Origin of the sequence: Aeromicrobium stalagmiti (genome assembly GCF_013283745.1) — a bacterium.
GTDB classification, from domain to species: Bacteria; Actinomycetota; Actinomycetes; order Propionibacteriales; family Nocardioidaceae; genus Aeromicrobium; species Aeromicrobium stalagmiti.
In genome coordinates this window covers 1,219,630-1,240,195 of record NZ_JABSTZ010000001.1, presented here as the reverse complement: position 1 = coordinate 1,240,195, position 20,566 = coordinate 1,219,630, and the positions used below count along the sequence as shown (strand labels likewise).

General features: G+C 71.5%; 21 protein-coding genes and 1 tRNA gene. 10 read left to right on the top strand and 12 right to left on the bottom strand.

The features are described from left to right. Positions 1-3: 3 nt before the first annotated feature. A complete protein-coding gene (locus HQK15_RS06070; RefSeq protein ID WP_173490486.1) occupies positions 4-1,179 on the top strand; it encodes a pyridoxal phosphate-dependent aminotransferase in 1,176 nt (391 codons plus the stop codon). A gap of 221 nt (positions 1,180-1,400) precedes the next feature. Here the strand turns inward: HQK15_RS06070 and HQK15_RS06065 are convergent, their stop codons facing one another. Then, positions 1,401-2,759 (bottom strand): FAD-binding oxidoreductase, encoded by a 1,359-nt coding sequence (locus tag HQK15_RS06065; protein WP_173490485.1) that lies wholly within the window; start codon positions 2,757-2,759, stop codon positions 1,401-1,403. Beyond that, positions 2,759-4,474, bottom strand: a complete 1,716-nt coding sequence (locus HQK15_RS06060; RefSeq protein WP_173490484.1) for an IlvD/Edd family dehydratase — start codon at positions 4,472-4,474, stop codon at positions 2,759-2,761. Before HQK15_RS06060 ends, HQK15_RS06065 begins: the two co-directional genes overlap by 1 nt. A gap of 40 nt (positions 4,475-4,514) precedes the next feature. Between HQK15_RS06060 and HQK15_RS06055 the strand changes: the two genes are divergently transcribed. The 7 genes from HQK15_RS06055 to HQK15_RS06025 are packed head-to-tail and all read left to right on the top strand — an operon-like array spanning position 4,515 to position 10,383. Next, complete coding sequence (locus HQK15_RS06055; protein ID WP_217361351.1) at positions 4,515-5,306, top strand: IclR family transcriptional regulator; 792 nt, start codon at positions 4,515-4,517, stop codon at positions 5,304-5,306. After that, positions 5,303-6,187 (top strand): SMP-30/gluconolactonase/LRE family protein, encoded by an 885-nt coding sequence (locus HQK15_RS06050; RefSeq protein WP_173490483.1) that lies wholly within the window; start codon positions 5,303-5,305, stop codon positions 6,185-6,187. The genes HQK15_RS06055 and HQK15_RS06050 overlap by 4 nt, the downstream gene beginning before the upstream one ends. Positions 6,188-6,220: 33 nt before the next feature. Continuing rightward, positions 6,221-7,078 (top strand): fumarylacetoacetate hydrolase family protein, encoded by an 858-nt coding sequence (locus HQK15_RS06045; RefSeq protein ID WP_173490482.1) that lies wholly within the window; start codon positions 6,221-6,223, stop codon positions 7,076-7,078. A gap of 1 nt (position 7,079) precedes the next feature. After that, complete coding sequence (locus HQK15_RS06040; protein ID WP_173490481.1) at positions 7,080-8,105, top strand: zinc-dependent alcohol dehydrogenase; 1,026 nt, start codon at positions 7,080-7,082, stop codon at positions 8,103-8,105. Further along, positions 8,102-8,845: an SDR family NAD(P)-dependent oxidoreductase gene (locus HQK15_RS06035; protein WP_173490480.1), complete on the top strand. Its 744-nt coding sequence runs from the start codon at positions 8,102-8,104 to the stop codon at positions 8,843-8,845. The genes HQK15_RS06040 and HQK15_RS06035 overlap by 4 nt, the downstream gene beginning before the upstream one ends. A 30-nt stretch (positions 8,846-8,875) precedes the next feature. Continuing rightward, positions 8,876-9,907, top strand: a complete 1,032-nt coding sequence (locus tag HQK15_RS06030; protein ID WP_173490479.1) for a Gfo/Idh/MocA family protein — start codon at positions 8,876-8,878, stop codon at positions 9,905-9,907. After that, a complete protein-coding gene (locus tag HQK15_RS06025; RefSeq protein ID WP_173490478.1) occupies positions 9,904-10,383 on the top strand; it encodes a heme-degrading domain-containing protein in 480 nt (159 codons plus the stop codon). Before HQK15_RS06030 ends, HQK15_RS06025 begins: the two co-directional genes overlap by 4 nt. A 16-nt stretch (positions 10,384-10,399) precedes the next feature. On the opposite strand, the gene HQK15_RS06020 is transcribed toward HQK15_RS06025, so the two are convergent. Then, positions 10,400-11,548 carry an RNA polymerase sigma factor gene (locus tag HQK15_RS06020; RefSeq protein WP_367649073.1) on the bottom strand — a complete coding sequence of 383 codons (1,149 nt, stop codon included), beginning with the start codon at positions 11,546-11,548 and terminating at the stop codon, positions 10,400-10,402. Further along, a complete protein-coding gene (locus HQK15_RS06015; protein ID WP_173490477.1) occupies positions 11,545-11,952 on the bottom strand; it encodes a YciI family protein in 408 nt (135 codons plus the stop codon). The genes HQK15_RS06020 and HQK15_RS06015 overlap by 4 nt, the downstream gene beginning before the upstream one ends. Before the next feature lie 248 nt (positions 11,953-12,200). On the opposite strand from HQK15_RS06015, the gene HQK15_RS06010 reads away from it, so the two are divergent. Continuing rightward, the gene (locus tag HQK15_RS06010) at positions 12,201-12,878 is read left to right on the top strand and encodes a fibronectin type III domain-containing protein (protein WP_173490476.1); all 678 of its coding nucleotides are present in this window, start codon (positions 12,201-12,203) and stop codon (positions 12,876-12,878) included. Here the strand turns inward: HQK15_RS06010 and HQK15_RS06005 are convergent. Together HQK15_RS06005 and HQK15_RS06000 are read right to left on the bottom strand one after the other, a co-directional pair. Next, positions 12,835-13,893, bottom strand: a complete 1,059-nt coding sequence (locus HQK15_RS06005; protein ID WP_173490475.1) for a zinc-dependent alcohol dehydrogenase family protein — start codon at positions 13,891-13,893, stop codon at positions 12,835-12,837. The genes HQK15_RS06010 and HQK15_RS06005 overlap by 44 nt on opposite strands. A gap of 58 nt (positions 13,894-13,951) precedes the next feature. Next, a tRNA-Thr gene (locus tag HQK15_RS06000) sits at positions 13,952-14,024 on the bottom strand. Positions 14,025-14,120: 96 nt separating this feature from the next. Here HQK15_RS06000 and HQK15_RS05995 point away from each other — a divergent pair. Beyond that, positions 14,121-14,408 (top strand): chorismate mutase, encoded by a 288-nt coding sequence (locus HQK15_RS05995; RefSeq protein WP_173490474.1) that lies wholly within the window; start codon positions 14,121-14,123, stop codon positions 14,406-14,408. A 131-nt stretch (positions 14,409-14,539) separates the two neighbouring features. On the opposite strand, the gene HQK15_RS05990 is transcribed toward HQK15_RS05995, so the two are convergent. The 6 genes from HQK15_RS05990 to HQK15_RS05965 all read right to left on the bottom strand — a co-directional run bounded on the left by HQK15_RS05990 (position 14,540) and on the right by HQK15_RS05965 (position 20,461). Beyond that, a complete protein-coding gene (locus tag HQK15_RS05990; protein WP_173490473.1) occupies positions 14,540-16,075 on the bottom strand; it encodes an alpha/beta hydrolase in 1,536 nt (511 codons plus the stop codon). Continuing rightward, positions 16,072-17,223 carry a DNA polymerase III subunit delta' gene (locus HQK15_RS05985; RefSeq protein ID WP_173490472.1) on the bottom strand — a complete coding sequence of 384 codons (1,152 nt, stop codon included), beginning with the start codon at positions 17,221-17,223 and terminating at the stop codon, positions 16,072-16,074. The genes HQK15_RS05990 and HQK15_RS05985 overlap by 4 nt, the downstream gene beginning before the upstream one ends. Continuing rightward, positions 17,220-17,861: a dTMP kinase gene (gene tmk, locus HQK15_RS05980; protein ID WP_173490471.1), complete on the bottom strand. Its 642-nt coding sequence runs from the start codon at positions 17,859-17,861 to the stop codon at positions 17,220-17,222. The genes HQK15_RS05985 and tmk overlap by 4 nt, the downstream gene beginning before the upstream one ends. Before the next feature lie 36 nt (positions 17,862-17,897). Next, entirely contained in the window at positions 17,898-18,812 is a 915-nt protein-coding gene (locus HQK15_RS05975) for a class I SAM-dependent methyltransferase (protein ID WP_173490470.1), read from the bottom strand. Positions 18,813-18,883: 71 nt separating this feature from the next. Continuing rightward, complete coding sequence (locus HQK15_RS05970) at positions 18,884-19,282, bottom strand: MmcQ/YjbR family DNA-binding protein (protein ID WP_173490469.1); 399 nt, start codon at positions 19,280-19,282, stop codon at positions 18,884-18,886. Between the two features lie 9 nt (positions 19,283-19,291). Continuing rightward, positions 19,292-20,461, bottom strand: a complete 1,170-nt coding sequence (locus tag HQK15_RS05965; RefSeq protein ID WP_173490468.1) for a low temperature requirement protein A — start codon at positions 20,459-20,461, stop codon at positions 19,292-19,294. Positions 20,462-20,566: the final 105 nt, after the last annotated feature.

Genomic DNA, 20,566 nt, shown 5'->3' with positions numbered 1-20,566 from the left:
GTGATGAAGACCTCCAGCTCCCGCATCGCGGGCCTCGGCACCACGATCTTCGCCGAGATGAGCGCCCAGGCGGCCCGGACCGGAGCCGTCAACCTCGGCCAGGGCTTTCCCGACACCGACGGCCCCGTCGACGTCGTCGACCACGCCGTCGAGGCGCTGCGCGGCGGGCGCAACCAGTACGCGCCGGGCATCGGCGCGCCCGAGCTGCGGATCGCGATCGCCGCCCACCAGCAGCGGTTCCACGGGCTCACGGTCGACCCCGACACCGAGGTCGCGGTGACCACGGGTGCTACCGAGGCGATCGCCGCGGCCCTGCTCGGGCTGGTCGACCCGGGCGACGAGATCATCGTCCTCGAGCCCTACTACGACTCCTACGTCGCCATGATCCAGATGGCCGGCGCCGTCCGCCGGCCGGTGACGCTGCGGGCGCCGGACTTCCGCCTTCCGGTCGACGAGCTGCGCGCCGCCGTCAGCCCGCGGACGACGGCCATCCTGCTCAACAGCCCGCACAACCCCACGGGGACGGTGCTGCGTCGCGACGAGCTGCAGGTGGTCGCCGACATCGCGATCGAGCACGACCTCGTCGTCATCAGCGACGAGGTCTACGAACACCTCACCTTCGACGGCGTCCCGCACGTGCCCGTCGCGACGCTGTCCGGCATGGCCGAGCGGACCCTGACGATCTCCAGCGGCGGCAAGACGTTCTCGTTCACGGGGTGGAAGGTCGGCTGGGCGACCGGGCCGGCCCCGCTCGTCGCGGCGATGGTGGGCGCCAAGCAGTTCCTCACCTACACCTCGGGCTCACCGCTGCAGCCGGCGATCGCGCACGCGCTGGGGGCCGACGACGCCTACTTCAACGACTTCACGGCCCGCCTGCAGTCGCAGCGCGACCAGCTGTGCGACGGCCTGCGGTCGATCGGGTTCGAGGTCTTCGTGCCGCAGGGCACCTACTTCGCGACGACCGACATCCGGCCGCTGGGGTTCGAGGACGGCCCCGACTTCTGCCGACGGCTGCCCGAGCTGGTCGGCGTCGCGGCGATCCCGCACCAGGTCTTCTACGACGAGAGGCCCGGCCGTGACAATCCCGGACGCCCCTTGGTCAGGTGGGCGTTCTGCAAGCAGCCCGCCGTCATCGCCGAGGCGATGAGCCGGCTGCAGGGCCTGGTCCCGGACGTGTGACTCTGGCGCTCCTTGGTCGCCCGCGTAACCATGGAGGCAGCGGCCTCGTTGGTAGTGACGAGACCCACGACAGGAGAAATCCATGGAAGCCAAGACGACGACCGACCTGATCGTCTCGACGCTCTGGGTCATCAACGCGATGCTGATCGCCTTCGGGCTCAACGACCTGGTTTTCGGCAGCAAGTCCTCGCGCAAGAACTGATCGACGTCTCCGAGCCTGCTCAGTAGGCGCGACCCGGATTCATCAGACCGTCCGGGTCGAAGGCTGCCTTGATGCGGCGCATGAGGTCGATCTCGGCCGCGCCGTACATCTCGGTCACGAAGGGCAGCTTGAGGCTGCCGATGCCGTGCTCACCGCTCGCGGTTCCGCCATGGGCGAGGGCCGCCCGGACGATGTCGGTGAACGCCGCCTGCGCCCGGTCGCGCTCGGCGACGTCCTGCGCGTCGAAGATGATCGTGGGGTGCAGGTTGCCGTCAGCGGCATGGCCGAACGTGCCGATCGTGACGTCGTGCCGCGCCGCGACCGCCTGGATGTCGGCGACCATCCGGGGCAGCCGGTCGACCGGGACGCCGACGTCGTCGAGCAGGATCGAGCCGAGCCGTTCGAGGGCCGGCAGCGCCAGTCGACGGGCGTTCATCAGCTCGGCGCCCTCGGCCCGGTCGTCGGTGCGGAAGACCTCCGTCGCCCCCTCCGCCACGACGACAACCTCCCCGGCCACGACCTCGCCGGCGGCCGCGGGTCCGTCGTAGGTCATGAGCAGCACCGCCTCGGCCGTCGCGTCGATGGCCATGCCGGTCATGGCGTTGACGGCCGCGACGGTGGTGCGGTCCATCAGCTCGACGGCCGACGGTGTCGTCTCGCCGGTCACGGCGACGACGGCCCGCATCGCGGCCTCGAGCGACGCGAACATCGCGACGATCGTCGACTCGTCGGCGACCACGGGCCGCAGCCACACGGTCGCCTCGACGACGACCGCGAGCGTGCCCTCCGACCCGACGAGCAGCCGGGTCAGGTCGAGGCCCGTGACGTTCTTGCGCAGCGGCCCTCCGGTGCGGATGACCGTCCCGTCGGGCAGCACCGCGGTGAGCGCTGCGACGTGGTCGGCGGTGACGCCGTACTTGCAGCACGACATGCCGCCCGCGTTGGTCGCGATGTTGCCGCCGATCGACGAGATGTCGCGGCTGCCGGGGTCGGGCGTGTAGCGCAGGCCGTGCTCGGCGGCCGCCCGTCCGAGGTCGGCGTTGATGACCCCGGGCTGCACGGTGGCGGTCCGTCGCGCGACGTCGATGTCGACGATCGCGTCCATCTCGTCGAGCGCCAGCACGATGCACCCGTCGAGGGCGTTCGCGCCGCCGGACAGACCGGACCCCGCCCCGCGGGTGACCACCGGCGTGCCGTGCCGGGTCGCGGTCTGCAGCGTGACGACGACGTGGTCGGTCGACGCGGCACGGACCACCGCCGCCGGCGCCCCGGAGGTGGAGAACGGGCTCTGGTCGCGGGTCCACGGCGTCATCCGGTCGGGGTCGACGACGACCCGGGGGCCCAGCGCACGCACGAGGTCGTCGGCGACCGCCGCCATCAGTGCGACTCCCGCGACACCGCGTCGCCGCTCGACCCGACCAGGAAGTCGAGGTCGGCACCGGTGTCGGCCTGCATCACGGTGCTCACGTAGAGCCTCTCCCATCCGCGGGTCGGTGACGCGAAGGCCTCGACGGCGGCCCGGGCGGGCTCGCGCGCGTCGAGCACGTCCTGCGGCACGTCGACGTCGAGGCGGCGGGCCTCGACGTCGAGCACGATCACGTCACCGGTGCGGACCAGGCCGAGCGGTCCACCCGCGGCGGCCTCCGGCGACACGTGGAGCACCACGGTGCCGTACGCCGTGCCGCTCATGCGGCCGTCGCAGATGCGCACCATGTCGCGCACCCCGGCCTCGAGGAGCTTCTTCGGCAGCGGCAGGTTGGCGACCTCGGGCATCCCCGGATAGCCTCGCGGGCCGCAGCCGCGCAGGATCAGCACCGAGTCGGCGTCGACGTCGAGGTGGGGGTCGTCGATGCGCGCGTGCATGTCCTCGATCGAGTCGAAGACCATCGCGCGGCCGCGGTGCTGCAGCAGGGCGGGGGTCGCGGCGGCAGGCTTGAGGACCGCGCCGTCGGGCGCCAGGTTGCCGTGGAGGACGGCGATGCCGGCGTGCGGCTGGAAGGGCTCGGACCGGGGACGGATGACCTCGCGGTCCCAGATCTCGGCCTCGTCGAGGTAGGAGGTGAGCGCCCGGCCCGTCACCGTCACGGCGTCGTGGTCGAGCAGGTCCTCGACCTCCTTCAGCACTGCCAGCAGACCGCCGGCCCGATGGAAGTCCTCCATCAGGAACTCCCCCGCGGGCTGCAGGTTGACCAGCAGCGGAACGCCCGCGCCGACCCGGTCGAAGTCGTCCTGCGTCAGCTCGACCCCGAGCCTGCCGGCGATCGCGAGCAGGTGCACCACGGCGTTGGTCGACCCGCCGACCGCGGCCAGCGCGACGATCGCGTTGAGGAAGGAGCCACGGGTGAAGACCTCGCTCGGACGCCGGTCGGCCGCCACCATCTCGACCGCGAGCCGGCCCGCGGCGTGGGAGCCCTCGAGCAGACGGCTGTCGGGCGCGGGGGTGCCGGCCGTGCCCGGGATCGTCGCGCCGAGCGCCTCGGCCACCATCGCCATGGTCGATGCCGTCCCCATCGTGTTGCAGTGCCCCTTGCTGCGGATCATCGACGACTCCGACGTGAGGAACTTCGCCTCCGAGAGCGTGCCGGCGCGCACCTCCTCGCTGAGCCGCCAGACGTCGGTGCCGCAGCCGAGCGGCACGCCCTGGAACGTGCCGGTCAGCATCGGACCGCCGGGCACCACGAGCGCGGGCAGGTCGACCGAGGCGGCGGCCATCAGCAGCGACGGGATGGTCTTGTCGCAGCCGCCGAGCAGGACGACGCCGTCGATCGGGTTGGCTCGGAGCATCTCCTCGGTCGCCATCGCCGCCATGTTGCGCCACAGCATCGCGGTCGGACGCACGAGCGTCTCCCCCAGCGACACCACCGGCAGGTCGAGCGGGATGCCGCCGGCCTCGTAGACGCCCTGCGAGACGCTCTGCGCGACCTCGTCGAGGTGGGCGTTGCAGGGCGTCAGGTCGGAGGCCGTGTTGGCGATGGCGATGTGCGGACGGCCGTCGAACGCGTGGGCCGGCAGGCCGCGGCGCATCCAGGCACGGTGGATGTAGGCGTTGCGGTCGGTCCCGCCGTACCACTGTGCACTGCGCGGAGAGGGCATCCGATTCCAATTCTCGAAATGATGGTCTAGCATCTGGAATGTGATCCAGACTACATCGGATGCGGCGTCGAAGGACAGCCCTGCGCCCGAGAAGCTGGTCGGCGCCGACCGGACGCTGGCCGTGCTGGCGGCCCTCGCGACGTATCCCGACGGCGTCAGCCTCGAGGAGATCACCTCCGCCGTCGGCAGCCCCAAGCCCACGGTCCACCGCGCGCTCAGTGCGCTGCGCCGGGCAGGCTTCGCGTCGCAGACCGGACCGGGCCACTACGTGCTCGGCGACGACTTCCTGCGCCTCGCGTTCGCCCACCACCAGGCACGGCCCGACCACGTCCGCGTCGAGGACACCCTGACGGCGCTCGCCACCCGCTTCGGCGAGACCGTCCACTACACCGCGCTCGACGGCGACTCGGTGGTCTACCGCTCCAAGATCGACCCGCCGACGGGAGCCGTCCGCCTCACCTCGGTCGTCGGCGGTCGCAACCCCGCGCACTGCACGGCGGCCGGCAAGCTGCTGCTGGCCCACCGTCTGCCCGACCTCGCCGCGGTCGAGACGTGGGTCGGCGACCGGACGCTCGAGGGCCGTACCGAGCACAGCGTCACGAGCGCAGCCGGCCTGCACGAGCAGCTCGAGCTGATCCGCGCCCGCGGCTACGGCGTCGACGACCAGGAGAACGAGCCCGGGGTCAACTGCCTCGCGGTGCCGGCCTTCCTGACCGGGCCGACGACGCCCAGTGGCGCGATCAGCGTCAGCGCGCTCGCCTATCGGACACCCCTGTCCACGCTGGTCGCCGACGTCGAGACCATCCGCGCGATGACCGGCAGCCCCCGGTGATCGACGTCGTCGCGGTCACCGAGCCGCGCTTCGTCCTCGCCGAGGGGCCGGTCTGGGACGCGACCCGTCGCCTCGTGCTGTGGGTCGACATCCCCGAGGGGCTCGTGCTGGTCGGCCGGATCGACGGTGACTCGTTGACGATCGACACCGAGCACCACGTCGACGGCTTCGCCGGGGCGGTCGCGACATCGGTCGACGGATCGTTGCTCGTCGCCGAGACCCGCGCCCTGACCGTCATCGGTCCCGACGGCGCCCGACACACCGAGCCGGTGAGCCAGGTCGGCCCCGACGACCGCCTCAACGACGGCACCTGCGACGCCGCCGGACGCTTCCTCGTCGGCACCCTCTCCCTGACCGGCGATCACGACGGACAACGGCTGCTGCAGGTCGACGCGGGGGCCTCGACCGTCCTCGACGACGACCTCGGCCTGGCCAACGGTCTGGCGTTCTCGCCCGACGACTCGATCCTCTACAGCGTCGACAGCGTGCCCGGACGGGTGTGGGCCCGCCCCTACGACCAGGCCACCGGCGCCACCGGCACCCGGACGCTCCTGATCGACCTGCCGGACGCGACGCCCGACGGGCTCGCGGTCGACGAGCACGGACGACTCTGGATCGCGATCTGGAGCCACGGCGAGGTCCGGTGCTACTCCCCCGACGGTGCGCTCGTCGACACGATCGTGGTCCCGGCGCTGCACACGTCGAGCGTCGCGTTCGTCGGCGACGACCTCGACCTGCTCCTGATCACGTCTGCCCGCACCGAGCTCACCCCCGACCAGCTGGCCGAGCACCCGCTGTCGGGCAGCCTCTTCCTCGCCCGCCCCGGATGTCGCGGCACCCCCGTCCACCGGTGGTCCGGCCACCTGTCACCGGCTCCCTGACGCACCTTCCGACCCCACTCCCCAGGAGACTCCATGCAGCTCATGCGCCTCGGCCCGCTCGGCGCCGAACGTCCCGCCGTCCGGATCGACGAGACGACGTACGTCGACGTGTCCGACACGTTCGACGACTTCGACGAGGCCTTCTTCGCCGGCGGCATGCAGCCGCTGCGCGACCTCGTCGACGCCCGCACCGCCGCCGGCGACGTGCGGACGTTCGCCGGCGAGAGGATCGGCTCACCGATCGCGCGACCGCACCAGATCCTCTGCATCGGCCTCAACTACAGCGACCACGCCGCCGAGACGGGCCAGGCCGTCCCGGACGAGCCGATCCTGTTCACCAAGTCGCCCAACACGATCGTGGGCCCGTACGACGACGTCCGGATCCCGCGCGGGGCGACCAAGACCGACTGGGAGGTCGAGCTCGGCATCGTGATCGGCCGCCGCACCTCCTACCTCGACTCGGTCTGCGAGGCCCGTGACGCGATCGCCGGCTTCGTGCTCGTCAACGACGTCAGCGAGCGGGCCTTCCAGATGGAGCGCAGCGGCCAGTGGTCCAAGGGCAAGTCGGCCGAGACCTTCAACCCGACGGGTCCGTGGCTCGTGACGCCCGACGAGATCGACGACGTGCTCGCGCTCGACATGTGGCTCGACGTCAACGGCGTCCGCTTCCAGGACGGGTCGACGTCGACCATGGTGTTCGACCCGTACGTGATCGTCCACCACCTGAGCCAGTTCATGGTGCTGGAGCCCGGAGACCTGATCGACACCGGCACACCGCCCGGCGTCGGCATGGGACAGACGCCGCAGCGATGGCTCGCGCCCGGCGACGTCATGGAGCTCGGCATCACGGGTCTCGGCACCCAGCGCCAGCTCGTCGTCGAGCCGCGCTGACGTGCGCGCCTTCGTCCTGACCGGGCCCGGGAAGTCGGCCGTCCTCGACGTCGACGCACCGGCCGCGGGCCCGGGACAGGTCGTCGTCGACATCGCGCGGGTCGGCGTCTGCGGGACGGACGCCGAGATGTTCTCCGGCGAGATGGAGTACCTCCACAACGGGCTCGCGACCTATCCCGTGCGACTCGGTCACGAGTGGTGCGGGACCGTCTCGGCGGTCGGCGACGGGGTCGACCCTGCGTGGATCGGGCGGCGGACGACGGGCGACACCCAGATCGGCTGTGGACGCTGCCACCGGTGCCTGACCGGCCGGCAGCACGACTGCGACGACCGCCACGAGATCGGTCTCCGCAGGGGGTTCGACGGCGCTCTGGCCGAGCAGATGGCGGTGCCTGTCTCGGCCCTGCTCCCGCTGCCCGACAGCGTCGACGACGCCGCCGGCGCCATGGTCGAGCCGGGTGGCAACGCGCTGCGCGCCGTCCGCGCAGCCGACCTCTCACCCGGCGAGCGGCTGCTCGTCATCGGCCCGGGGACGATCGGCCTGCTCGCTGCCCAGATCGCCATGGCCCAGGGGTGCGAGGTGCACGTCCTCGGCGTGACTCCGCCATCGCTCGCCTTCGCGGCCGGCCTCGGCCTGACCGGTGCCTGGACCGCGGCCGACCTGCCCGACCTGCGGTGGGACGGTGTCATCGACGCGTCCAACCACCCGTCGTCGCCGGCGCTCGCGGCCCAGCTCGTCGACGCCGGTCGGCGGGTCGTCCTGATCGGGCTCTCCGAGACACCCAGCACCCTCGACACCCGCCTGCTCGTCATGAAGGACGTCACCACGGTCGGCATCCTCAGCGCCTCGCCCGGCCTGGCCGGGGCGATCGAGCTGTACGCCTCCGGAGCGGTCGACCCGCGCCTGCTCGTCGCCGCGACCGTCACCCTCGACGACGTCGACGCGACCCTGCGCGGCGAACGACCCGAGCACATCGGTCCCGGCCCCAAGATCCACGTGGACCCCCGAGCAAGGAGACAGCCATGAGCGACTTCGACGGACTCGTCGCGATCGTCACCGGCGGCGCCAGCGGCATCGGAGCGGCGACTGCCGACCTCCTGCAGGCCCGAGGCGCCCGTGTAGCGATCGTCGACCGCGAGCACTCCGGCACCAGCGGGCACCTCGAGATCACCGCCGACATCACCGACCGCTCCGCCGTCGAGGCCGGTGTGGCGGAGGTCGTCCGGGAGCTCGGCGGCGTCGACGTCCTGGTCAACAACGCCGGCATCGGCGCGGCGGGTGACATCGCGGCCAACGACGACGCGGAGTGGACCCGCGTCCTCGACGTGAACGTGGTGGGCCTGGCCCGCGTGTCGGCGGCGGCCCTGCCCCACCTGCGGCGATCGGCCCAAGCGGCGATCGTCAACACCAGCTCGATCGTGGCCGCGGTCGGCGTCCCGCAGCGCGCGCTCTACTCCGCCAGCAAGGGCGCCGTCGCCGCCGTGACGCTCGCGATGGCGGCCGACCACGTCCGCGAGGGCGTCCGGGTCAACGCCGTGCTGCCGGGCACCGCCGACACTCCCTGGGTGGGTCGCCTCCTCGACGCGGCCGACGACCCTGACGCGGCGGCCTCGGCCCTGCGGGCGAGGCAGCCGCTCGGCCGGCTCGTGACCGCGGACGAGGTGGCGCACTCGATCGCCTACCTCGCCAGCCCGCTCAGCGGGTCGACGACCGGCACCCTGCTCACCGTCGACGGCGGGATGGGCTCCATCCGGCTGCCGTCCTGAGCTCCGACACCACGCGACAGGATGGACACCATGGAACCCCTCAGGATCGGACTCGTCGGCTACGGCTTCGGCGGTCGCTACTTCCACGCCCCGCTGATCGCCGGTGCGCCGGAGTGCGAGCTCGTCGGCGTCGTCACGACCTCTGACGAGCGACGTGCACTCGTCGAGAGCGAGCACCCGGGCACCACGACGTACGACTCCCTGGCGGCGATCGCCGCCGCCGGCGCCGAGGCCGTGGCGATCTCGACGCCCGCCGACACCCACTCCGCCCTCACCGACGAGGCGATCGGCCTCGGGCTCGCGGTGGTCTGCGACAAGCCCTTCGCGCTCGACCCGGCGGCGGCCAGGCGATCGGTGGCACTCGCCGACGAGCAGGGCGTCGTGCTGAGCCCCTACCAGAACCGGCGCTGGGACTCCGACTTCCTGACCGTCCGCGGGCTGGTCGACGACGGGACGCTCGGTCAGGTCTCACGGTTCGAGTCGCGGTTCGAGCGCTTCGCGCCGCAGGACGGTCCGGGGGCGGCCGGCGGCGGGACCCTCCTCGACTTCGGGGCGCACCTGGTCGACCAGGCGCTCGTCCTGCTCGGTCCGGTCGACGCGGTCCGTGCCGAGTGGCGCACCCGTGACAACGGCCTCGACGACGACGTGTTCGTCGCCCTGCAGCACTCCGGCGGGGCCGTGTCGCACCTGTGGGGCAGCTGGAGCCAGCATGCTCCCGGACCGCGCTTCCGCGTGACCGGATCGTCCGCCTCGGTCGTCGTCACGAGCGCCGACTCCCAGGAGGACGTGCTGATCACGGGCGTCGGCCCGGCAGCCGGCGACAGCTGGGGTGTCGAGCCACCGTCCGATGTCGACCAGCTCTTCGTCGCATCCGTGCCGTCGGCCGTCACCCTGGCCCGCGGCGCGTGGGACACCTACTACCCGGCCTTCGCCCGCGCCGTCCGCGGAGAGGGACCGCCACCCGTGCCGGCAGCCGACGCCGTGGCCACGGCCGACGTCCTCGAGGCCGCACGTGTCAGCGCCACCACCGGCGAGACCGTGCGCCCGGGAGCGTCGGCATGACGGGCCGGGAGCTGCTCGACGAGCTCATCGCCCAGGAGCAGCGGCTCGTGTTCCCGGCGTTCGACGAGGCCGATGCGTGGGAGGTGGGCGGTGCGCTGCGCGACGTGGCGCTGTCGGCGTCGCTCCCGGTCGCGATCAGCATCCGCCGCAACGGCCAGCGGCTCTTCCACACCGCACTGCCGGGCGCTTCGGCCGACAACGACGGCTGGCTCGACCGCAAGTGCGCCGTCGTCGACCGCTATGGCCAGTCGTCGCTGCGGGTCGGCGAGCAGTTCCGGGTCAGGGGCAGCACGTTCGAGGCCAGCTCGCGGCTCGACCCGGCCGTCTTCGCGGCACACGGCGGCGCGTTCCCGCTGCTCCTCGGCGGCACCGGCTGCGTCGGGACGATCGCGGTCTCGGGACTGCCCCAGCGCGACGACCACCAGCTCATCGTCGACGTGCTCGACCGCCTGCTGGGGTCCGACTCCTCACACTGACCCCGACCTGTCGACCTCACCGGGCGTTGAGCCGGGCCGCCTGACGCATGAGGTGGTCGCGCTCGGCCAGGTTCGTCGCCCGCTGCGCCGCCTCGGCATACAGGCCGGCGGCACGCACCGGATCGCCGTCTCGCTCGTGCAGGTAGGCAGCCACGGCGGCGTGCCTGGGCAGTGACGGATCGACCTCGGCGAGCGCCGCGAGGCCGGCGCGGGGCCCGTCCGACTCACCGACGGCGACCGCTCGGTTGAGGCGGACGACGGGGCTGCCGGTCAGCCGCACGAGCTCGTCGTACCACTCGACGATCTGCACCCAGTCGGTCTCGTCGGCGCGCTGCGCGTCGGCGTGCAAGGCGGCGATCGCCGCCTGGGCCTGGAACTCGCCGAGCCGGTCGCGGGCCAGCGCGGTCTGCAAGATCTCGACGCCCTCGGCGATCGACTCGGTGTCCCACCGCCCACGGTCCTGCTCGGCGAGGGGCACGAGGCTGCCGTCGGCGGCCGTGCGGGCAGGGCACCGGGCGTGGTGGAGCAGCATCAGCGCCAGCAGCCCCGACGCCTCCGGGTGGTCGATCGCGGCGGCCACTTGGCGGGTGATCCGGACGGCCTCGGCGGCGAGGTCGACGTCGCCCGAGTAGCCCTCGTTGAAGACCAGGTAGAGCACCCGCAGCACCGTGGCGACGTCGCCCGGCTGGTCGAGTCGCACCTCCGCGACGGTGCGCTTGGCCCGGCTGATGCGCTGCGTCATCGTCGCCTCGGGCACCAGGTAGGCCTCGGCGATCTGCCGGGTGGTCAGTCCGCCGACGGCGCGCAGGGTCAGCGCGACCGCCGACGACGGAGTCAGGGCGGGGTGGGCGCACAGGAAGTACAGCTGCATCGTGTCGTCGACGTCCGGGGTCGGGCCCGGCTCCGGCTCGTGGTCGACGGTCTCCTCACGCCGGCGGCGGGCGGACTCCGACCGGGTGGCGTCGAGGAACCTGCGCCACGCGACCGTGACCAGCCACGCCTTGGCGTCCCGCGGCGGGTCGGCCGGCCAGGCACGCACGGCCTCGACCAGCGCGTCCTGCACCGCGTCCTCGGCCGCCGCGAAGTCTGCTCCGCGACGGACGAGGATCGCGAGCACGCTGGGCGCGAGGCTGCGCAGCAGGGCCTCGTCCACCGGACCGCTCACTCCGTGATCGTGTGGGCCTCGCCCATGAACGGGCGCAGCTCGAGCCACTCGTGGATCGGACGTCCGCCCGCGCCTGGTGCGGCCGACAGCTCGCCCGCCAGCTCGAGGGCACGGTCGTAGGAGTCGACGTCGATGACCATCCAGCCGGCAATGAGGTCCTTGGTCTCCGCAAACGGACCGTCCGTGACGGGCGGACGGCCCTCACCGCCGTACTGGACCCAGGTGCCCTCCGGCGCCAGCGCCTGGGCGTCGACGAACTCTCCGGCTTCCTTGAGCCGGTCGGCGAAGTCGTTCATGTACTGGATGTGGGCCGAGATCTCGTCCTGGGTCCACTGGTCCATCATCACGTTGTTGACCGCGGCGGGAGCGCCTCGGTAGTGCTTGAGCATCAAGTACTTGGCCATGGTGGTTCTCCTCGGTGTCGTGCGACCCATTGTGGTCGCGCTCATGCCTGGGACGGAACCGGCGGAGCGTTCTCGACATCCTCGCGCCATCAATTTCTGCAGGCCTCCCTCCGCTGCGGCCGGGACCTTCAGGTCGATCTATTGATGACCAACGTCCCTGAACGATCCGGCGGTACCGGGCTACAGTCGCCGTCTCAGCGGCCGCAGAGGGGCGCATCCTCCGGGGTCACACGATCGAGGGAGCCCCTATGCACGCACGTCGCACCACGCCACGGATCATCCTCCTGGCGGTTGCCGCCGCCGTCGCGGCCCTGGCAGCACCTCCCGCAGCCGTGGGCGCCGACCTCGGCATCACGTTGTCGCACCTCAGGTCCTCCTCGGTGGAGCTGGTGATCGTCTGTCCGACCGATCCGCCCACCACGGTGTTCGTCCTCGCGGGTGCCGATCAGCCGGCCGTCATCGGCCAGACCGAGATGTCGTGCGTGGGCGGCGGGGTCGAGCAGACCGTCACCGTGCCGTTGGCGCAGCCGCTGGTCGCGGGGGCGACGGTCGACCTCTCGGCGACGGTGTCGGGCGACAGCGGCGAGATCAATGCCTGGTTTCCCGGCTCCGTCGTCGAGACGGACGATCCGGGGACGCTGGGCCCGCCCATGAGCCCGACCCACGTGCGCGTCCACGCTGACCGCACCCGTGCCGTCGTGACCTGGCGCGATCCCTCGACCACCGATGATCCCCGCGTCGACGGCTTCCGGATCTCGCGCACGCGCACCGCTCTCTCCCTGCCGTCGACGACGCACCGCGCCGTCCTGCGCGGCCTGGCTCCCGGGCGGCGCTACGTCTTCACGCTCGTGTCGTTCAACTACGCCGGTGACTCGCAGCCGGTCAGGATCGCGGTGCGGACTCGCGGGTCAGGCCGGGCCGGATGATGGTGACGCCACCCTGACGGCCGAGCCCGACCAGACGCTGCGGGACGTCCTCGAGCCCGATGACGTCCCGGACCAGCAGGTCGGGCCTCAGCACGCCCGTGGCCACCTCGTGCAGCATCGCTGGGTAGGTGTGGGCCGACATGCCGTGGCTGCCGAGGATCTGCAGCTCGGAGCCGATCACCATCCCCATCGGTACCGAGGGCGCCTCGTCCGCGCCGGCCAGCAGGCCGACCTGCACGTGACGGCCTCGCCTGCGCAGGCAGCTCAGGGAGTCGTTCATCGTCGCGGTGCTGCCCAAGGCATCGACCGACAGGTCAGCACCACCCGAGGTGACCTCACGGATGAGGGCCGGGACGTCACGGTCCACGGAGTCGATCACGACCTCCGCTCCCACCGACGTGGCCAGCTCCAGCGACTCCCGCGCGATGTCGACCGCGATCACCCGCGCGCCGTGGGCGGCCGCGATCATGACCGCAGACAGCCCGACGCCGCCACATCCGTGCACCGCGACCCAGTCACCGGCCCCGACGGTGCCGAGCTGGACGACGGCACGGTAGGCCGTCGCGAACCGGCAGCCCAAGCTGGCGGCGACGTCGAACGTCATCTCGTCGGGCACGCGCACGAGGTTGACCTCGGCCCGGTCGATGGCCACCAGCTCGGCGAAGGAGCCCCAGTCGGTGAAGCCCGGCTGCCGCTGGTCCTCGCACACCTGGTGGTCGCCGCGCAGGCACGTCGCGCACGTGCCGCACGCGCACACGAACGGAGTCGTGACCCGGTCCCCCACCCGCCACGACGTGACGTCGCCGCCGACGGCGACGACCGTGCCGGCCAGCTCGTGGCCGGGCACGTGCGGCAGCCGGATGTCAGGATCGTGGCCCATCCACCCGTGCCAGTCGCTGCGGCACAGGCCCGTCGCGCCCACGGCGATGACGACACCCGCACGAGGACAGTGCGGATCGGGGACGTCGACGAGCTCAGGCGTGGCCTGGAACCGCTCGAACCTCACCGCTCGCATGTCGCACCACCCTCGCTCGGGGGCGAGTCACACACCCCGACACGGAGAAAAGTATCGGAGCCGCCTGTCGGAATCGAACCGACGACCTTTTCATTACGAGTGAAACGCTCTACCGACTGAGCTAAGGCGGCCAAGGTTCGCCGAGGATCGCCCGCCGAACCAAGAAGAGAGTCTACCGGGTGGTCGTAGCGTCGGCGCACCACCCCGGTCACCGTAGAATCACACGCGTGACTGACACGACGCAGGCCGAGCTGGAAGAGATCCGAGCGAGCATCGACAACATCGATGCTGCGCTCATCCACGTGCTGGCCGAGCGGTTCAAGTACACCAAGCGGGTCGGCCGCCTCAAGGCCGAGCACGACCTGCCGCCGTCCGACCCGGCGCGCGAGGAGCGACAGATCGCCCGCCTCCGCACGCTGGCCCTCGACGCCGATCTCGACCCGGCGTTCGCCGAGAAGTTCCTCAACTTCATCATCGCCGAGGTCATCCGCCACCACGAGAACATCCGCGGCTGACCCCACCCGCTCGCCCGCGAGGTTGTGGGCAGTTGTGCAGGTGTCCGGCCACGCGATCGGTACAGAACTGCCCAAAAGCGGGGCTGGGGCGGGACGGGGCCGGGGCAGGGCGGTCCGAGCGTCTGGCGCGGTCAGGACTCCTTGCAGACCGTGCCGTCCTTCGGCGGGGTGCCGTCGAGCAGGTAGGTGTTGACGGCGTCGACGATGCACTGGTTGCCCGAGACGTAGGCCGTGTGACCGTCACCCTCGCGGGTCAGCAGCACGCCGGAGTCGAGCTGTGACGCGAGCGCCTCGGCGGACTCGTAGGGCGTCGCCGGATCGCGCGTCGTGCCGACGACCACGATCGGCGGCGCGCCCTGGGCGTCGATGTCGGGCAGCGGGTTGGTCGCCTTGATCGGCCAGTCGGAGCAGCCGAGGGCCCCCCAACCGAGGGCGGAGCCGAACACCGGCGACGCCTTCATGAAGCGAGGCAGCTCGGCCCGGGTCTGGGCCACCGAGAGGCCGGCACCGCCCGAGTCGAGGCAGTTGACGGCATAGATGACCTGCCCGCTGTTGTCGCCGTAGGAGCCGTCGGGCTGACGGTCGAAGTAGGTGTCGGACAGCAGCATGAGGATCGTGCCGTCGCCGTCGAACGCTCCGCGCAGCGCCTGGCTGAGGTAGGTCCACGTCTGCTGGTCGTAGAGCGTCACGGCGATGCCGTAGAACGCGTTGCCCTCGGTGAGGCGGCGACCGCCGTCGAGCTCGAGCGGCTTCTGGTCGAGCTGCTTGAGCAGGTCGGCGATCTTGGCGATGCCGGCCTCCGCGTCGTTGCCGATCGGGCAGTCGTCGGACGTCACGCAGTCCTTGGCATAGGCCTCGAGTGCCCGCTGGAAGCCCGTCGTCTGGGCGAAGCTGGCGTCGACCGAGTCGAGCGTGGGGTCGACGGCACCGTCGAGCACCATGCGGCCGACCTTGTCGGGGAAGAGCTCGGCATAGACCGCGCCCAGCTGGGTGCCGTAGGACGCACCGAACCAGTCGAGCTTGCTGCGGCCGAGCAGGGCCCGGACGACGTCCATGTCGCGGGCGACCTCGACCGTGGAGACGTGGGCGGCGAGGTCACCGGAGTTGTCGAGGCACGCCTGGCCCATGGTCTCCGAGCTCTTGCGCAGGGCCGCGACCTCGGCGTCGTCGTCAGGGTCGGGATCGGTCGCGACGAAGTCGTCGAACTGCTTCGCCGGCAGGCACGTGAGGGGCGAGCTCTCGCCAACGCCCCGCGGGTCGACGCCCACGACGTCGTAGGCCTGGGTCACCTGGGAGCCGAAGCGGTCGACCATGGTGTCGGCGAAGTCGATCGCCGATCCGCCGGGACCGCCGGGGTTGACGAACAGGCTGCGCTTCGCGTCGTCACCGGGGTGCACCTTGACCCGGATGCGGGTCGTCTCGCCGTCGGGCTCGTCGTAGTCGACCGGCACCTTGACCCATGCACAGCGGGCGGAGTCGCACGCCGACCAGCTGAGCTTCTGGCCATAGAAGGCGTCGAGACCCTCGGGAGCGGTCTCGTCGAGAGGCTTCGGCGTCGTGAACGAGCCGGTGGAGTCGTCGCGGGTCGCGAACGCGGCATAGACCGCGACCCCGACGAGAAGGGCAAGAACGGTCGCGACCACGAGGGTCGTACGAGCACGGGTCACCGGCGAAGTCCCATCATCATGCGTTCGAGGGCAAGGAGCGGGGCGGCGTTGGCGGTCAGGGCCTCCCTGCACTCGACGATCGCATCGATGGCACCGATCGTCGACTCGGGCGTCCACACCCGGGCCATCTCGCGCACGTCGTCGGCGACGTCGGCGTTGACCAGGTCGACGCCTGTCGCGCACTGCACAGCGAGGACGTCGCGGCAGAACGACAGCAGGTCGAGCAGCACGCCGTCGATGCCGTCACGGGTCATGCGGGTGCGGCGCCGCTTCTGGTCCTTCTCGAGCGCCGACGCGGCACCGGCGTAGCCGGCCGGACGACGTCCGCGCTCCTCGACACCCCAGGCCTGGCGCAGGTCGGCCAGCTCGCGCTCGTCGGCGGCGTCGCAGAAGTCGGACGCCCGGACGGTCGCCTCGTCGCTGATGCGCTGGGCCGCCACCAGGCAGTCACCGAGACCGTGGATCGACACCGGGATCGAGAGAATCGCCCGTCGCCGCTCACGCGCGGACGGGTCACGGGCGAGTCCCCGCGCCCGGCCGATGTGCCCCTGCGACGCGGCGGCGACCGCCTGGGCCATCGCCGGTTCGATGCCGTCGCGCTCGACCAGCAGCCGGGCGATCGCCGCGGTGCCGGGGGTGCGCAGGATGACCGAGCGCGACCGTGAGCGCAGCGTGATCATGACGTCCTCGGCGGACGGGGCGCACAGCATCCAGACGGTGTGCTTGGACGGCTCCTCGATCGCCTTGAGCAGGGCGGCAGCCGCCGGGTCGGTGAGCCGGTCGGCGTCCTCGACGACGAGCACCTGCCACCGGCCGAGGGCCGGCCGCAGCGACGACGCGCGGACGTACTCGCGGATGCCGTCGACGCCGATCGTGAGCCCCTCGGTCGTGATGACCGTGATGTCGGGGTGGCTGCCCGCCCGCGCCGTCGTGCACGAGTGGCACTGCCCGCAGCCACCACTTTCGCACTGCAGGGCCGCGGCGAACGCGAGTGCCGCGTTGGACCGCCCGGACCCCGGTGGCCCGGTGAACAGCCACGCGTGGGTCATCGACCGGCCGTCACCCCCGGCCGACGCCACGGCGGCACGCAGGGTGTCGACGACGGGCTCCTGACCGACCAGGTCGGACCACACGTCGGTGACGGTCATCGGACGGCCTGCCCGAGCCACGGCTCGACCGCCGACCGGATCACGCGGTGGATCTCGTCGGGCGTGCCCCCGCCGGCGACCACGAGGTAGTGGTCGGGGTCGACGGCCGCGAGGTCGAGGAAGTGCTGGCGCACGCGCTGGTGGAACTCCAGCGGCTCGGCCTCGATGCGGTCGGCGCCCTCGAAGCGGGTGTGGCCGATCGCCGGATCGATGTCGAGCACGATCGTCAGGTGCGGACGCAGGTCGGACGTGGCCCAGCGCGCAACGCTCTCGAGCTCGGCGATGTCGAGGGCGCGGCCGGCGCCCTGGTAGGCCAGCGTCGAGTCGACGTAGCGGTCGGTGAGCACGACGGTGCCCTCGGCGAGCGCGGGCAGGACGACGCTGTCGACGTGCTCGGCCTTGTCGGCGGCATAGATCAGCGCCTCGGTGCGTGGCGACAGCTCGCCGGTGGCGTTGTCGAGGACGATGCCGCGCAGGATCGTGCCGACCTCGGTGCCCCCCGGCTCACGGGTGAGCAGCACCCGGTGGCCCAAGCTCTCCAGCCAGGTGACGAGCAGGGCGGCCTGGGTCGACTTGCCGGCGCCCTCCCCACCCTCGAGGGCGAGGAACACCCCGGTGTCGGTGAAGAGAGCAGGCATGGGGCGAGCCTAGTCGTTGGGGTCTGACAGCCGACCTCAGTTGCCGGTGACGCCCTGCTCGACCTCGTGCAACGCCTCGAATGCCGCGACATCCTCCGACGGTGCGTAGGGCCGGTCGACGAAGTACTCGTCGGTGCGCGCCACGACCTCGGGCGAACGGGTGAACAGCAGGTAGCGCTTGCGGGGTCCCACCGAGCCCTGGGCGATCGCGGGCGTGCGGAAGTCGACCGTCAGCCCGGACCTGCGGGCGATGTGGGTCAGCGCCCGCGGGGTGTAGTACGAGACGTGGCCGCGCAGGTAGAGATAGGTGTGCTTGGCGAAGTTGCCGCCGTCGTAGACGTTCGTCGAGCAGACGAGCAGACCACCGGGCGTCAGCAGCTCGAACAACCGCCGGAACTCCGCGCGGGGGTCCTCGAAGTGCTCGACCACCTCGCAGGCGATGATCAGGTCGAACCGCTCGTCCGTGCCCTCGGTGATGTTGACGAAGTCGGCCTCGCCGGTGAGCTCGACGACGTCGCTCATGACGACACGCGCGACGGTCGGGAGCCGGGCGATGTGCTGGTAGTCCAGGCTGCGGCCCGCGCCGAAGACCATGGCCTGCAGCGCAGGACGTCGCAGGATCGCGACGCCCATCTGCGCCATGTGGAACTCGCGCCCCTGGTGCTGGGCGGTGCCGACCCGCGGCGAGAGCTTGAAGCTCTCGACCGACTGGAACGCCGAGTAGTCGACCGTGTTGGTGAAGTTGGAGAGGTAGCCGCACGCCTCGCAGACCCGGATGTCGTACGCCCGGCGCTTGCGCTGGACCGTCGTGACGTGGGTGCGGCGTGACCCGCACACCAGGCAGGGCGTCGCACCACGGGCGCGGGCCAGTCGACGGGCACGTCGGGCGACCGCGCGGGCGCTGGCGATCGGATGACGCAGGAGCTGTTCACCGCGAGCTGTGAAGCCCATGTGGATTCCGTCCGTTGACGATGCTGTCGCCACCCTAGTCGCCGGAGGGCCGGCAGGACACGACTCGCGATCTAGGGCCTGTCGACACGGGCGACCAGCTTCTGCGGCGCCAGCAGGCAGAAGCTCTCGGCGAGCAGCTCACGGACCTCGGCCCAGTCGGTGCCACCGTCGAGGTGCAGACCCATGACGTCGCGGCCCCATCCGACGTCGTAGTAGGGATGCCCCGCCTCGCGCAGCGCCAGCAGCTCCTCGCCCGGCACCCGGAACGTCACCCCCGTGACCTCGCCGTCGAGGTCGAAGGCGGCCCGCAGCGACGACGGCGAGTCGGGGTCGACCGTGAAGACGTGCGCGAAGGTGCGCTGACGGACCCTCCACCGCACGCCGACCCACGCCCGCTCCTCGTAGGCCTCGGGGAGCGCGAGACAGATCGACCGGAGCTGGTCGAGGAGATCAGGAGGGACGTCCGCCATGGGCCCAACCTAGGTCCGGGCGCCGACAGTCTCCTCGTCCTTGCTGGTGAGCCTGACCTCGACCGCCAGCAACGCGACACAGATCAGGCCGACCCACAGCTCTGACATCGGCACGAACGTCACCGCGACCGTGGCGAGGATCGCCACCGCGAACGGCCCGGCGGTCCGGATCGTCGAGTCGTGCAGGCGGACGTTGACGAGCCAGAGCGCCGCCAGGGCGGCGGCCACCGGGCCGGTGACGAACGCGCTGCTGACCAGGTCGGACACCTCCGCGTGGTGGCCGTAGTAGGCGATGCGAGCCGACAGACCGGCTCCGACGGCGGCGGCCGACCCGAAGATCACGTAGTGGCCGAACCCCCAGACGTAGCCCACGTCGTTGCCCGTCAGGACGTCGGCGTTCTCGCGGGCGAAGTAGAGCCACCACGCCGAGAACGTCACCAGCACACCACCGGCGACGACGTACCAGAGCTCGGCGGGCGGGTCCTTCTCGTCGAACGCGACCTGCAGTGCCAACGTCACCGACAGGATCGTCTCGCCGAGCACGATGATGAAGAACAGCCCGTAGCGCTCCGCGATGTGATGCGGGTGCCACGGAGTCGTGCCGCAATGCTCGGCATAGAGGGGCACGGCGAAGTCGAGCGCGATGCCGATGAGAAAGACCCACAGGGGCAGGTGCCCGCCGGTGACAAGCAGCGCAGCGACCCAGCCGATCTGGACCGCGATCAGCCCGTACGCGTAGCGCAGCGCCGTCTGGCGTCGCTCCGGGTGGCCGGCTGCCGCCCGCAGCCACATCAGCACCAGTCCGACGCGCATGATGACGTAGCCGATGATGCCGAGGGTGAAGTCCTCCTCGAAGATCTGGGGGACGCCCGCGGCCAGCACGAGCGAGCCGAAGATCTGCAGCAGCGTCAGCACCCGGTGGATCGTGTCGTCCGGGTCGTAGGCGGAGTTGAACCAGACGAAGTTGAGCCAGGCCCAGAAGATCGCAAAGAACGCCGCGCAGAACCAGACGAGCCCGTGGGCGGCATGCCCCTCGGCGACCTCGTGCTCCAGCGTCAGGGCCGCCTGGGCGATCGCGACGACGTAGCAGAGGTCGGTGAAGAGCTCGAGCGGCGACGCGACCCGGTGGGTCTCGTGCGGGTCACGGGGCGCCAGCGGGCGCACGAGGGCACGGATCATGCTGAGATTCTGTCAGCCCGTCACCTCTGGTGTCTCGCCCTGTCAGTCGACACCGTTCAGCCGGTCGACCGGGCGCGCGACCGTCGGGTCGGTGCGGATCGCGCC